This is a genomic window from Kribbella sp. NPDC051586 (assembly GCF_044453965.1).
Taxonomy (GTDB): Bacteria; Actinomycetota; Actinomycetes; order Propionibacteriales; family Kribbellaceae; genus Kribbella.
The window spans coordinates 509261-523465 of the sequence record NZ_JBITDF010000003.1; the positions used below are offsets into that span (position 1 = coordinate 509261).

At 69.2% G+C, this 14205-nt stretch carries 10 protein-coding genes; 3 read left to right on the forward strand and 7 right to left on the reverse strand.

The window, feature by feature from the left end; genetic code table 11:
* Position 1 precedes the first annotated feature (1 nt).
* Positions 2-1084 (forward strand): LacI family DNA-binding transcriptional regulator, encoded by a 1083-nt coding sequence (locus tag ACIA58_RS21320; RefSeq protein WP_396405463.1) that lies wholly within the window; start codon positions 2-4, stop codon positions 1082-1084.
* Here ACIA58_RS21320 and ACIA58_RS21325 read toward each other — a convergent pair whose 3' ends face one another.
* From ACIA58_RS21325 to ACIA58_RS21335, 3 genes are read right to left on the reverse strand one after another with little or no spacing between them, the layout of a single operon-like run.
* Positions 1085-1741 (reverse strand): hypothetical protein, encoded by a 657-nt coding sequence (locus ACIA58_RS21325; RefSeq protein ID WP_396405464.1) that lies wholly within the window; start codon positions 1739-1741, stop codon positions 1085-1087.
* Positions 1738-2553, reverse strand: coding sequence for an ABC transporter ATP-binding protein (locus ACIA58_RS21330; RefSeq protein WP_396405465.1), 816 nt, complete (start codon positions 2551-2553; stop codon positions 1738-1740). Before ACIA58_RS21330 ends, ACIA58_RS21325 begins: the two co-directional genes overlap by 4 nt.
* Positions 2465-3739, reverse strand: coding sequence for a hypothetical protein (locus ACIA58_RS21335; protein ID WP_396405466.1), 1275 nt, complete (start codon positions 3737-3739; stop codon positions 2465-2467). Before ACIA58_RS21335 ends, ACIA58_RS21330 begins: the two co-directional genes overlap by 89 nt.
* Positions 3740-3797: 58 nt before the next feature.
* Here ACIA58_RS21335 and ACIA58_RS21340 point away from each other — a divergent pair, with 58 nt between their 5' ends.
* Entirely contained in the window at positions 3798-4769 is a 972-nt protein-coding gene (locus ACIA58_RS21340) for an ArsR/SmtB family transcription factor (RefSeq protein ID WP_396405467.1), read from the forward strand.
* Between the two features lie 18 nt (positions 4770-4787).
* On the opposite strand, the gene ACIA58_RS21345 is transcribed toward ACIA58_RS21340, so the two are convergent.
* The gene (locus tag ACIA58_RS21345) at positions 4788-7202 is read right to left on the reverse strand and encodes a glycoside hydrolase family 3 protein (protein ID WP_396405468.1); all 2415 of its coding nucleotides are present in this window, start codon (positions 7200-7202) and stop codon (positions 4788-4790) included.
* A gap of 46 nt (positions 7203-7248) precedes the next feature.
* Here ACIA58_RS21345 and ACIA58_RS21350 point away from each other — a divergent pair, with 46 nt between their 5' ends.
* Complete coding sequence (locus ACIA58_RS21350; protein WP_396405469.1) at positions 7249-7821, forward strand: TetR/AcrR family transcriptional regulator; 573 nt, start codon at positions 7249-7251, stop codon at positions 7819-7821.
* Between the two features lie 8 nt (positions 7822-7829).
* Here the strand turns inward: ACIA58_RS21350 and ACIA58_RS21355 are convergent, their stop codons facing one another.
* From ACIA58_RS21355 to ACIA58_RS21365, 3 genes are read right to left on the reverse strand one after another with little or no spacing between them, the layout of a single operon-like run.
* On the reverse strand, positions 7830-9050 hold the full coding sequence (locus tag ACIA58_RS21355; protein WP_396405470.1) for an alginate lyase family protein: 1221 nt from the start codon (positions 9048-9050) through the stop codon (positions 7830-7832).
* A gap of 52 nt (positions 9051-9102) precedes the next feature.
* Entirely contained in the window at positions 9103-10860 is a 1758-nt protein-coding gene (locus tag ACIA58_RS21360; protein ID WP_396405471.1) for a putative Ig domain-containing protein, read from the reverse strand.
* The gene (locus ACIA58_RS21365; RefSeq protein WP_396405472.1) at positions 10857-14102 is read right to left on the reverse strand and encodes an alginate lyase family protein; all 3246 of its coding nucleotides are present in this window, start codon (positions 14100-14102) and stop codon (positions 10857-10859) included. Before ACIA58_RS21365 ends, ACIA58_RS21360 begins: the two co-directional genes overlap by 4 nt.
* Between the last annotated feature and the right edge of the window lie 103 nt (positions 14103-14205).

The following is a 14205-nucleotide window of genomic DNA, read 5'->3' on the forward strand; positions in this document are numbered from 1 at the left end:
CATGACTCGGTTGAAGGGTCGCGTCACCCTGGCGACAGTGGCCGGGACGGCCGGTGTCTCGGTCGCCACGGTCTCCAAGGTGCTGAACGGGCGCAGCGACGTCTCGCCGGTCACCCGCGCCCGCGTCCAGGAGGTCCTCGAGAAGCACGGGTACGTCGGCCGCCGTCCGGAGCCGGCGCGCCGGGACACGATCGAGCTGTTCTACCAGGGCGTGGTCAACGCCTACTCGGTCGAGGTGATCCAGGGCGTCGTCGAGGCCGGCCAGGCAGCCGGGGTCGACGTCGTCCTGAACTCCCGCCCGAAACATCCGCCGATCGGGACCACGACCGGGACCACCAACGGGGCCAGGCACGCGGGCACGGGCCGCGCGGCGCGCTGGATCCGGGAGTTGATCGCCAGTGGCCGCCGGGCCGCGATCGGCCTCACCAGTGAGTTGACGGATGCCGATCTGGCCGCGCTGGCCCGGGCCCGGGTGCCGTTGGTGGTCATCGACCCGGCGAACACTCCGGAGCCCGAGGTGACCAGCGTCGGCTCGACCAACTTCGCTGGCGGGACGGCCGCGGCGCAGCACCTGCTGTCGCTAGGGCACCGGCGGATCGCCTACGTCGGCGGCCAGCCGACGTCCGGGTGCAACCGGGCGCGGATGAGCGGCTTCCGCAGTGCCATGGACGCGGTCGGCGCGACGGTGCCGCCGGAGTACATCTGGCTGAGTGACTTCCTGTACGACGACGGCGTGGCCGGTGGTTCGGCGATGCTGGACCTGCGGGACCCGCCGACCGCGATCTTCGCCGGCAGCGACGAGGTCGCGCTCGGAATCCTCGAGGCGGCCCGGGCGCGCGGCCTGCGGGTGCCCGAAGACCTCAGCGTGGTCGGCTACGACGACACCGAGGTGGCCCGGCTCGCGTCGCCGCCGCTCACCACAGTGCGGCAGCCGCTGCGCGAGATGGGCGCGGTCGCGCTCCGGACCGCGTTGCAGTTGGCGGCAGGAGAGCAGGTGGCGTCGCACCACGTCGAATTGGCGACGAGCCTCATCGTCCGCGGTTCGGCCGCGCCCCACGAATTGTCGTCGGTCGCGGTGTCCTGATCATTCCTTGCGGTCTGCGAGGGCCTTGGTCGCGAACACCGCCGCCACCAGGACCACCACGGACAGGGCTGCCAGCAGAGTGAGCGGTACGGCGTTGGCACCCGCCGTTTTGTCGTCCGACAGCACGGTCATGATCGGGCGGATCGGCGAGACCCAGCGGAGCAGCAGGACCGCCAGGATCGCGGCAGCCGCGGTGAGCATCGCGATCCCGATCCGCCGGATCACCAGCCGCGAACACAACAGCCCGATCGCCGCCCCGACCAGCGCGGCACCCAACTGTGCCGCGGCACCGACCGCGAGATCTCCCGCGGTGATGTCGTGCTTCCCGGTGACGATCGGATAGACCAAGCCGATCACGACCAGCGGCACGCACCACGTCACCACGACGGCGACCGTCATCGCGACGACACGCAGGGAGCTCCCGACCATCACGACGGTGATCTGCCGCTGCGTCGGGTCTTCGTGATTGACGATGCTCACGGTCAACCACGTCGTACACACCAGCATCGCGAGCACGCAGAACGCGTACGACGACTGCAGCGGCCCGTTGTCCGACGTCGTACCGACGGCCATCGCCGCGAGGAAGATCAGCGTCGGCGGGAGATAGCGCTGGGAGAGCAGGACGCTGGTCAGCAAGTAGCGGTAGAGAGCAGTCACTCTGACCTCACCTGGCGAACCGTCGTGACCGACCAGCCGTGCTGGAGAGCCGTCAGCAGGGTCGCGTCGTGACGGCCGGTCGGCACCATCAACGTGACGCCTGCCTCGTGCGGCCGCACCTCGACCACGTCGGGGTACCTCGACCAATCGATCTGTGCCCCTGGAACCATCGAGATCTCGGTCAGGTCCGTCTGCCGGGTCAGCGCCGCCAGACGGCCGTGCTCGATCTCGCAGACCCGGGTCGCCGTCGACCGGACCACCTGGGCGGAGTGCTCGGTGAACGCAACCGCGGCGCCCTGAGCGGCGGTCTCGGTGAGAAGCTCGCGCAGCGTGGTGTGAGCGGTTGCGTCGAGACCGGCCCACGGTTCGTCGAGGACCATCAGTTCGGGCGGGGCGAGGAGCGCCTGGGCGAGTGCGACCTTCTGCCCGTTGCCTTTCGACAGCTTCCGCATCGGTGTGTCCGCGCCGCCGGCGAGCGCGAGGCGGTCCAGCAGCTCGTCGGCGCGCGCTCGCGCCGTACTCGTGCCGAGTCCGCGGATCCGCCCCATGTGCCTGAGGTACGCCGACGCGGAGAGCCGATCGTGGGATGCGAAGACATCCGGGACGTAGCTGACGACGCCGGCGTTGCGGCGTACCGATCCTGCCGACGGCCGGGACAGGCCGACCATCAGTTTGAGCACCGTGGACTTGCCGGAGCCGTTGGCGCCGACGAGTGCCAGCAGCTCACCCGCGTTCACCTGCAGGTCGACGGCCGCCAGGATCTCCCGTCGCCCGTACCGTTTCGAGACTTTCCGCAGCCGGACCACTTCCATGCGCCGAGCCTATCCAGACGGCGGGCCGCATCACCCGGGACAGCGGACGGGTGAGGATCGCCGAGACCACCAGGGACGCGACGGCGAAGGCCGTCATCGCCGGGGCGGCCGCGGTCAGGTCGGCCAGCGCGCCGGCCAGGATCGCGACCACGCCGAACGTCGTCCCGCGCAGCGCCGACTCAAGCCCGAGCACCTGTCCGCGCAGCTCCGCCGGAGTCAGGTCGACCAGAACCTCCTGCTGGGCCAGCGAAGCCGAGTAGCCGAAGCTACCCACGGCGACGAGCACACACAGCGCGGCGATCGGCAGGTCGAACGCGAAGCCCAGGAACGGTGCGGCGAGCACGAACCGGAGCCACCGTCCCGCGGACCGACGGCCGGCGCGGGTGAGGAAGCGGCCGACGACGAGATCGCCCGACATCATGCCGGCGGCTCCCGCGGCCAGCAACCAGCCGGCGCGCGGTCCGGCGTACGGGACGAAGAGAGCCTCGCAGCCGACGATCAGGCCGTTGGGCAAGGTCAGGGCGAGCAGGAGTGGACGGGTGCGGGTCTCCGCGAGAAACGTGCGGTTGCCACGCCAGGTCTCGGCGAGACCGGTCCGCGCGACCCGGCGGGGCGGGCGGTCCTGCAGCCCGAAGCGGATGACCGGTACGGCGAGGGTGGCGAAGCCGGTCGCGATCCACAGGACCGTCGACGGGCTGACGACCTGCAGCAGGATGCCGGCGATGCCGAACCCGGCGATCTGCATCGCGCCGACCGACAGGTTCATCGCGGACCGGCCGAGGATGAACTGGTCGTCGTGCACAACCTCGCCGAGCAGCCCGTAGCGGACGCCGGCGCCGATCGACAGACCGTACGCCAGCGTGAGCGACAGGGTGAGGCGCAGTCCGGGGGAGAGGTCGAGCGCGGCCTGGATGCCGACCGCAACGGCCGAACCGGTCGCGAGCAGGGTGAGGATCTGCCGGGGCCGGGCGGTGTCCGCGGCCGACATCAGCGTGGAGATACCGAGGACCTGGGCGAGCGACGGGCCGAACATGATCGTCGCCGCGAGCAGCGCGGACCCGGTGGTGGCGTCGACCACGATCGCCAGCGTCAGGCTGGTCATCGTCGCGGACGCGTTGCCCAGCGCGCTGCCGATCCACAGGTTGCGGAACTCGCGGTTGGCGAAGATCGCTCGATACGTGCTCATGACGACACCATCGACCGCGGCCCGTTCGCCGCCTACAGTTTCGGGTGGAGGCGAAACATTGTCCGAGTTCCTGGTCGATGCCGACACGCTGGTGAACGCCCGGTTCGGTACGTCGCAACTCACCGAGACCGTCTCGGCGCTGAAGCTGCTGCGAGCGCCGGTCGAGCCGTGGTACCGGCCGTGGAAGGACGCGCACAACGCCGCCTACCAGGCCGAGCTCGCGACGCACCCGGTCTGGGCGGCGATCGTCGACAGCGCGTTCGGGACGAGCTGGGCGGCCGACTTCTTCACCGTGCCGCCGCTCGAGCCGGACCTCGCCCTGGACGCGGAGCTCGAGTACCTGACCTCGTTGGACGACGACCAGATCCGCGCGGACCTCAGCGTCGTACGCACGCCGTTGCCGTCGATCCTGCTCTCGTCGTCCGGGCTGGCCGCGGAGGCCGCTGACTTGCTGCGGTGGATCTGGCGCGTGACGATCGAGCCGGAGTGGCCGCGTCGATTGCGGGTGCTGCAGGCCGATATCGTGTCGCGGACGTCGCGGCTCAGCGAACGAGGGTGGTCGGGAGTGCTCCGCGGATTGGGGCCGGACGTGCGCTGGCTGGGCGACGGACGGATCCAGGTCAATCGGTGGGACTATCCGCCGACGGACGTCCGCGGACGGGACCTGATGTTCATCGCGGCGCACACCCAGCGGGTGAACGTGAGCTGGCGGTTGCCGGATCGGTTCGCGCTGGCCTACCCCGTGACCGGCATCTTCGCGACGACCGCGACGCCGACCGAGCCGTTGGTGCAGCTGCTCGGCCGCAACCGGGCTCGCATCCTGGTCGAGGCTGCCTCACCGGTGAGTACGACGCTGCTGGTCGCGACGACAGGACTGTCGCTCGCGACGATCTCTGACCATCTCCGGGTCCTGACCGACAGCGGGCTGCTGGAACGCCGCCGGTCCGGCCGGTCGGTTCTGTACTGGCAGTCCGACACCGGTCGCCGTGTCGTACGGCGACCGGCGTCGAACGGCCCCGAGCCCCGATGAGCTCGCACAGCCGGGCAGCTAACGGATCTGCAGCTCCGTGGAGAGCGGCAGGTCCGAAACCGACGAGCCGGCTCGGATCGTGAAGGCACCCGGCTCGGTCGTCCAGCCTGCGCCATTTTCGGCAGCAGCCCAGTGCTCGAAGGTGTGCCCGTGCAAGTTGACGGTGATCTCGCGGGCCTGACCGGCGTCGAGGCGTACGACGGCGAAGCCGGCCAGCCAGCGCACTGGGCGGTCCACCGTGCTGCCGGGGCGTTCGACGTACACCTGGACGACGTGCTTGCCGGCTCGATCGCCCGTGTTGCGAACCGTCAGCGCGACCGAGGTCGGGTCGTTGGCGCGGAGGTCGGACAGCTCCCAGGCGGTGTACCCGAGACCGTGGCCGAACTCGTACGCCGGCTCGGTGCCCGCCTTGAGCCAGGCGCGGTACCCGATGTGGATGCCCTCGTCGTACCGCACGACGCCGTCCTTCGGGGTGACGTCGATGACCGGTACGTCGGCCTCTTCGCGCGGCCAAGTGGTCGGGAGGCGGCCGCCGGGCTCGGTCCGGCCGAGAAGCACGTCGGCGAGCGCTTCGCCGTACTGCTGACCGCCGAAGTACGTCGCCAGCACGGCCGCGACGTCGTCCCGCCAGGGGAGCAGGACGGGGGAGCCCGCGTTGACCACGACAACCGTGCGGGGATTGGCAGCGGTCACCGCGCGGACGAGGTCGTCCTGGCGGCCTGGAAGCGCAAGCGAGGAGCGGTCGTAGCCCTCGGACTCGACCTTCGAGTTGGTGCCCACGACAACTAGCGCCACGTCGGCGGCCCGGGCCGCGGCGACGGCCTCGTCGATCAGCGCCTGCGGGTCGTCGTTGGTCGGCTCGACACCGACGACGATTCCGAAAGCGTTGCTCAGGCCGCTTTCGAGCTTGGGCAGGTCGAGCTCGACGCGGACCTCGATCGGCGTCCCGGCGGTGACCTCCAGCGGCGTGGAGATCGAGGGCGGTGAGAGCAGCGCGGCGCCGAGGTCGGTGCCGACCGGTACTGCGGTGTCCTCGCGGAGGAGCTTGCCGTCGGCAAAGATCCGGCCGTGGCCGACCGAGGCGAAACCGAGCTGGACCGCGCCGGACTCGGCCGGGGTCCAGGTGGTGCGGAACTCGAACACCGCGGACTCGGCGATCGGTGCGTCGCCGCCGAGGTAGACCAGCGCGCTGGAGAACCGGTCCTCGGCGTACAGCTCGGATCCGTCGGCGGCCAGGAAACGTATGCGCGCCCCGGACTCGCCGGTCTGCGGGTTGGTCATCGTGGCCGGTGCGAGCTCGGCGACGCCCTCCTGGACGACTGCGCCGATCGAGTACGTGACCTCGGCATTCGGGAGGGCCGCGCGGAGGCCGTCGAGTGGGGAGACCACGGCCGACGGGATGACGGTCGCGCTGCCGCCGCCCTGGGTGCGCGCGTCGCGGGCGTTGTGGCCGATGACGGCGACGCGCTGCAGCGCGGCCCACGGCAGCTCGTCCTTGTTCGTGAGCAGGACGGTGCCTTCGGCGGACGCCGTCCGGGCGAAGGCGACGCCGTCGACCTGCGGTAGGTCGGCGGGCTTCTCGAAGCCTTCGAGGGCGCCGACGCGGGCGGCGAGGGCGAGGATGCGGAGGACCTTGCGGTCGATCGCGTCCTCCTTCACCTCGCCGGACCGGACGGCCTCGACGAGCGCGTCGCCCCAGGCGCCGATCGGACCGGGCATGGCCAGATCCTGCGAGTGCTTGGCGCTCTCGACGCTGCGTACGCCGGTCCAGTCGCTGACCACGACGCCGTCGAATCCCCAGTCGGAGTTGAGCGGGGTCTCGAGCAGGTCGTTCTCCGAGGCGGTCGCGCCGTTGATCGAGTTGTACGCGCTCATCACCAGCCACGCCTTGGACTCGGTCACGGCCTTCTCGAAAGCGAGCAGGTACACCTCGCGGAGCGTCCGCTCGTCGACCACGACGTTGGCGGTGAAGCGCTCGGTCTCGAAGTCGTTCGCCACGTAGTGCTTCGGGGTGGCGCCGACGCCGAGCTCCTGGACACCGGCGACGTACGCCGCGGCGAGCTCCGCCGTCAGCACCGGGTCCTCGCTGAACGCCTCGAAGTGCCGGCCGCCGAGCGGGGAGCGGTGCAGGTTGATCGTCGGGCCGAGCACGACGTCGACGTTCTTCCGGCGGGCCTCGAGCGCCGACACCACGCCGTACCGATGGGCGATGGCGACGTCCCAGGACGAGGAGAGGGCGGTGGCGGACGGGAGGTTGAGCGACGGGTCGCGCTCGTCCCAGACCGGGCCGCGGACGCCGCTCGGGCCGTCGGACAGCACCATCGAGCGCAGGCCGATCACGGGCAGCGCGTGGGTGGACCAGAAGTCCTGGCCGGTCAGGATCCGGACCTTCTCCTCGAGGGAGAGGCGGCCGAGCAGGTCGTCGAAGTTCATGCCGAAGACTGTACGTCCGAAAACCGAGTGATGCTAGGTTTTGGGTATGGCCACTTCCAGAGGTCCGTACGCGAAGGGTGTCGCCAAGCGGGAGGAGATCCTGCGGGCAGCGCTCGAGGTGATCGCGCGACACGGCTACCGCAAGACGTCGACCCGCGAACTGGCCGCCGCGGTCGGCCTCAGCGAGGCCGGCCTACTGCACTACTTCGGCTCCAAGGAGAAGCTGTTCGAGGCGGTACTCCGGGCCCGCGACGAGGCGGACCAGGAGCGGTCCGCGGGCCGGGACGATCTGATCGATCGCTTGATCTCGGTCGTCCGCCACAACAGCGACGTACCGGGACTGGTGCAGCTCTACTCGACGTTCTCGGCCGAGGCCGGGGATTCCGAACACAGTGCGCACGAGTTCTTCGTCGAACGCTACGACCGGCTGCGTGACGCGCTGGCCGAGGCGGTCCGGGCGCGGCAGTCGGACGGGACGATCGACGCGGCGGCGGATCCGGAGAAGATCGCAACTGTGCTGATCGCCCTGTCCGACGGTCTGCAGATCCAGTCCCAGTTCCGCCTGGGGACCGAGGCGGCCGAGCTGATGGATCATGTGGTGGGACTTCTGCGCCCCTGACCGGCTTGCTACTTGGCGTACGCCAGGGTGCCGAAGCCCGTCTGGTCGAAGCCGCCGCTGGTCGAGCCGTAGTCGCCGCCCCCGCCTTCGGGACGGACCAGCGCTGCCAGCTGGGAGATGTACGGGACGGAGAGGTTCTTCCGGCGGGTGTAGTGGAAGTGGAGGATGTCCCAGACCGGGCGGAGCTGGCCGCGACTCGCGCTGGAGATGACGGTGTGCTCCTGGTAGGCGCAGTTCTGGCCGGTGCCCCAGGTGTACTTCGTGAACGGGACGTCCTGGCCGAGGTTGTACTTCGCGACGTACTGCGCGGCTTTCATGAACCGGTTGTCGTCGTAGCCGTACAGGTCCTCGCCCTGGTTCCAGGCCATCTCGCAGAAGGCGCCCATCTGGCCGATGCCCATCAGCGTGTGGCCCTGGTCCCGGCCCGACTCCTGCCACTGCGCCAGGCCCTGGTCGTCGTACACGAACGGAATCGCGTGCTGGATCGAGCCGTTGCCGGCGCCGGTCTTGAAGTAGCCGACGGCCTGGTCGTACTTCGCCGCGTCGTCGCAGAGGATGCCGATGGCAAGGATCGAGTTCAGGTTGCACAGATCCCAGTTGACCCAGTAGTTGGTGATGCAGGCGTCGTTGTGGTTGACCAGGAACTGGTTGTTGAGCGGGTAGAAGACGTTCAGCATCATCGTCTGGAAGCGCGCCAGGTCGAAGCCGGAGTAGCCGCGCATCAACTCGGCCACGTTCGCGAACTGGTAGCCGTAGATGCCGGCCGCCAGGAACCGGTCCGCGTTACCGGTCACCGTGGTCAGCTTCGCCGACCAGGCGTTGAGGATGTCGCGGGCGCAGTCGCCGTTCGCGGTGCTGCCCTGGACCCACCAGCGCAGGGCGTTCTGGTAGGCGGCGTGGATGTCGTTGTAGAGGATGCCGTAGTTCTCGCCGGTACCGCCGCGGACGACGGTCGCCTGCGGGTTCGGTTGCCAGGTCGACTGGGAATGTCCGTTCGCGGTCAGCCGGTTCCAACCGGACAGCCACGGGTCGTTGCCGGCGGCAACTCGCACCTTGGCGCGGTTCAGGTCGCCCCAGTTGTGCAGGCCGCCGGGGTGGGTGAAGGTGGCCGGTGCGGCACCCGCCGGCCGGCCGAATGCCGTGACGCCGGCGCCGGCCGCCAGTACGGCAGCGGCGGCGCCTCCGACGGCCTTGAGTGCTGTGCGTCGATCGATCTCCCTGTCTTTCATCCTTCTCCTTCTGGGGCGGGTGTCAGGACAGTTCAGGACAGTTCAGGACAGTTCAGGACACGGTCAGGGTGAGGGTCTTGGTGGTGGTTCCGACGGCGTTGGTGACGCTGAGCGTGACGGCGTACGTTCCGGGCTTCGCGGGTGTGCCGGTGATGACTCCGGTGGCGGGGTCGGCGGTCAGACCGCGAGGCAGTCCGGTCGCGGCGAAGTGAGTGGGGAAGCCGGTTGCGGTGATGGTGGTCACGGTCGGAGCTTTTGCGAGCTCGAGCGTGTCCGGGGTGGTGACGACGGGCGGTGCCGTCGTGGGTGCGGTGGCGGCGTCGAGCCAGCGCAGGTTCGTCACGTGCTCGTTGACGTGCATGTCGGCCATGTCGGCGACCGTGAACCATCCGGGTTTGCGCATGGTCGAGGCCATCACGGTGCCGTTGACGACGAGGTTCTGGAACGTGACGTCGGTGATGCCGTGGGTCTGGTCGTACCCGAGCATCATGGCGGTCTCGGCGTGCGTGCCGGTGTAGGTGAGGTTGTTGACGTAGACGCCCTCGATGCCGCGTCCGGGCGAGGTGTTGTAGGTCTGGTTGTAGGCGACCCGGAGATGGATGAACTGTCCCCAGCGGAAGTCTTCCACCCGGACGTCGTCGATCCGGACGGTGCGGATCAGGTTGCTGTCGCCGGGGTTGAGCGCGATGCAGCCCTGGTACAGCTTCTGCGGCTCCCGGTGGTCGAGGATGTCGACGTTGCTGATGGTCAGGTTCTCGATCAGCTCGGGACTGTCGGTGTTGCCGTGCGTGCCAACGTTGATCGGGTGCGCGACGTCCGCCCACAGACTCGAGTTCCGGACGGTGACGTTGCGGGTGTCGCCGTAGTAGTCCCAGCGATGGGTGTAGACGGCGATGCAGTCGTCCGAGCAGCGCAGGAACGAGTCGTCGATCAGCACCTCACGACTGGAGAACAGGTCGATGCCGTCACCCCATTGACCGGCGCTGAAGTACCCGAAGTCGGTGATCGACACCTGTTCGGACTGGCCGGCGGTGATCGCGTAGCCGGTGGCCAGGTTGAGCATGGAGATGCCGTCCACGCGGATGTTCTTGGAGTCGACGATCGTGCAGCCGCCGCCGTTGGTTCCGGTGATGACGCCGCGGCCGGTCAGAGCGGCGTCGCTAACGTTCCTGAAGGTGACCGAGGCCTTGAGTACGGCGCCTCCGGCCAGGTAGACCGTCTTCCCGCTGGGCACGACGAGCTCACCGGTCGGGGTGGTGTGGACCCCCGGCCCGTAGTAGATGACGTCCGGGTCGCCGGCGGACGGGCGGGTGTGTTCGATCGGGCGGACGAGCAGGTGGAGGCAGTCGAAGAGCTCGTCGTTGACCTCGACGACGAGCTTGCGGGGCTCGGTCAGGACGAAGGTGAGTTCGTTGTCCGCGACCTCCGGTTCGATGCCGGTGGACAGCGGGCGGATGCGGGCCTTGGTGACAGCGCCCTTGCGGTAGGTGACCTTGACCTCGACCCGGCCCGCGAAGTCGAAGTAGCCGAGCGACGACTTGTGGATCTCGCCGCGGCCCGTGGTGGCGTCGATCTGTTTGAGGTCGACGTCGTACGTCGACAATGACTGCCAGGGACCGGCTCCGGTCCGGACCTTTACGTCGAACGTCGAGGCCTGGGTGATGCCGTCGGGGATCGGGTAGGTGACGAGGCGCGGCGCCTTGGCGGGAGTGACGGCCTCGGCCGTGGCAGCTTCAGTGGTCAGGTAGCCCGCGGCGAGGGTGGCGCCCGCGGCCTGGAGGAGGTGGCGGCGGGTCAATTCTCCGGTCATCGGTCGGCTCCTTGGCTGATCGACACGTGGTCGAAGACGGTGGTGTTGAGAACGAAGGGTTTGCCGGACACGACGGCGAGTCCGGCATAGTACTGGGCGTCGCCGAAGCCGGGGATCGCGGCCGGCTCGCCGAGCGGGGACCAGGTCATGCCGTCGGCAGATGTCTCGGCGTGGAACGTCTCGCCGCTGCGATGCAGGCGCAACCAGGTCGCGGAGCTGGTGGTTTCCACGGTGACCAGTCCGGTCGCGACGCGCAGACGGCGTACGAACTGTGCCTTGCCGCCGGTCAGGATCAGGCCGGCCAGCTGGTCGAACGGCGAGTGGGACTTGGCGATGACCAGACCGACCCGGCCACCGGCCTCGGTGGATACCATGCGCGCGGTGATGGTGAGGTCGCCGGTGAGTGGTACGGCGGCGTAGTGGCCGTTCATGCCTTGGTTGATGACGTTGAGGTCGTCGCCCGCGCCGCGGACGGTGAAGGCGCCGTCGTGGTAGCTGGTGATGCCGGGGACGCGGATCGGCACCGCGCTGAAGGTGGCGAGTAGGCGTTCGTCGAGCACGTAGTCGCCGACGTCGCGGTAAGCCCAGGGCTCAGGTGGAGGCGCGGCGACGGTCAGGGTGAGTTGTGCGGTGGCTGTCCCGGTCGCGTTGCTCGCTTGGAGACTGATGGTGAATTGCCCTTGCTGAATAGGCGTTCCGGAGATGATTCCGGTGGTCGGGTCGATGGTGAGGCCGTGGGGGAGGCGTGTCGCGTGGTAAGTCGTCGGGTCGTTGGCGGCTGCGATCCGGTAGCTGAAGGTGCGGCCGGCATTGGCGTACGCGATTGTCGCGCTGGTGATGGCGGGTGCGGGCGGAGTGGGCATCGTGGCGGTGGCGGTCAGGAAGCTGCGGCCGGTCTTGGTGACGCGGTAGTAGTACGTCGCTCCGGGTGTGCCCGTCGCGTCGCGGTAGCGGCACTCCACGCCGAAACCGGTGACGTTTCTCGCGATCACCAGGAACGGGCCGGTGGGCTTTGTACTGCGGTGAATCGTGAAGTCGGCGGCGTGGTCGAGGTCGGTCACCGCGAGTTCGATCGCGCTGGTGTCAGGTGTGGCGGTCAGGGTTCCGGTGAGGGCGGGCGCCTCGGTCGCGGACCAGTCGGGAGTGCTCACCTTGTCGAAGGTGGCCGTGGTCGTGTCCTGCCCGAGTGTCGAGCAGACCGCGAGACCGACGTACAGGGTTCGTCCGAGGTCGAGCCGCGACGAGCCGACCTCGGTCCAGGTGCTGCCGTCGGGGGAGATGAGGCCGGTGCAAGTGGTGCCTTGGCGGATCATGCGGACCCAGTACGGGCGGCGCAGGCGGTAGCCGTCGCTGGCTGCTTCGACGTACGGCGCCTCGAGGGGCGTGGCGGATTCGGGCAGCGTGCCGAGGTTCGAGATGGGGAAGCCGGCGTCGCTGGTGATGGCCTGTTGCTGGGTGGGCGGGACGGGTGTGCTGCCGGTGCCTGTGGTGGCTGCGCCGGACGTTCGGCGGACGGTCCAGACGCCACTCCAGGTATGCAGGGGGAGTCCTTTGAGGAGCATGGCGGCGTGGGCGGAGTCAGGCGTCAGGCTGGCGCGCATCATCAGGCCGAGCGTGGCGTACTGCGAGCTGACCGGGTTCACGACCCGCGCGGTGACGGTGCCGTCGCCGGTCAGCGTCCGGTAGGTGAATCGGAAGCTGTCCGCGGTGCCGCCGATGTCGGTCCCACCGGCCTCGACGACGATGCGCCGGCCATCGAAGTCTGTGCTGCCGGTAGTACCGAAGTCCTCGGTTGCCCAAGGCAAGCGTGCGGTCGCGACGGGCAATGATTCGAGGCTGGTTCCGGCGGAGTTGGAGGCTTCGACCGTGTAGGAGCAGCTTCTCGCCGGACGGTCCGTGTAGGTCGTGCCCGTGACGCCGGTCGCGATCGTGATGCGACGGCCGTCGGTCCAGCGGTGAACGGTGTAGCTGTGGGCGTCGACGGATCGTGCCCAGGACAGTACGACGCCCTGCGCCGAGCGACGGGCGTTCAGGCCGGACGGGATGCCTGGCGGTGCGGTCGGTTCCCCGGGTGTGGCCGGCGGTTGCGCGTGGGTCAGCGTGCCGAAGCCGGGATGGTCGTCATTGGTGCTCTCGGGTCGTTGCCGAAGGACGACCTGCTCCAGGTACGGCGCCGGCAGGCCGCGGCGGCCGGCGTAGTGGCCGTAGGCGAGCTCGTAGATCGGCTGGAACTGGCCGCGGTTGCCGGTGGCAACGACTGTCTTGAGGTACTTGCCGGTGCGGTCGAGGTCCGTCTCGAACGGTACGTCGTTGCCGAGGTTGTAGCGGGCGACGTACTCGAACCCGCGCAGGATGGCATCGTCGGCGTGGCCGAACAGGTCGACGCCCTGGTTCCAGGCGACGGCCGCTGTGCCGGCGAGCAGCCCGATGGCGAGCTGCGCGTACCCCTGGCTGCGTCCACTCTCCTGGCCCTGACCGCTGGCCGCGACGACGATGTGCTCGATCCGGCCGTTGCCCGCGCCGTTGACGGCGTACCGGATCGCGTCCTCGAACATCACCCGGTCGTCGCAGAACACGGCGATCGCGATGATCGACTGCAGCGCGGCCAGGTCCCAGTTGCCGTTGGCGAACAACGCGTAGCCGGCGAACGACCGGTACCAGACCTTGCGGAACGACTCGCGGCAGCGATCGCGGTCGGCCTGCGGCCACCCGTCGTACCCGGTGTGGCAGAGCAGTTCGGCGGCGTTGACGAACTTGAACCCCTGCAGCCCGGAGCCGAGTTGCCCGTCGGCGCCGGTGATCGCGGTCAGGCTGCTCGACCAGGCGTCGAGGATGTCGCGGGCCTTGTCGGCGTGCCGGATGTCGCCGGTGACGGACCACATCAGTGCGTTCTGGTATGCCGCACACGAGTCGCTGACCGCCTCGGCCATGAAGTTCGCCGGACCGCGACCCCAGGAGGTGATCTGGCCGGAGTTGCCGACGCGATACTCGTACGACGATCGGGGGTGCGTGGCGAGCGCCCGGAAGCCGTTGTAGATCGGGGACAGACCGGCGGCGACGGCGGCCCGCATGCGGGCGAGATCCGCGGCAGAGTGAAGGAGGCCGGGGTGGGCGAAGGCAGCGCCGGCGACCGGGTGAGTGGTGAGCCCGGTGGTGGCGCCGGCCGGGGAGAGGTGAGTGCTCGCGAGCGCTCCGCTGGTCGCGAGCAGGAGGGCGCGACGGCTGAAGGACGGGTTCGTCATCGGTTCTCCCTTGGGCGGAGGGGGGCGGGCAACACCCTGCAGACCGTTTCGGACGCGATCAAGAGCAAGCGCTTGCCATGAAAATTTCGAAGGGCTGGTGGAG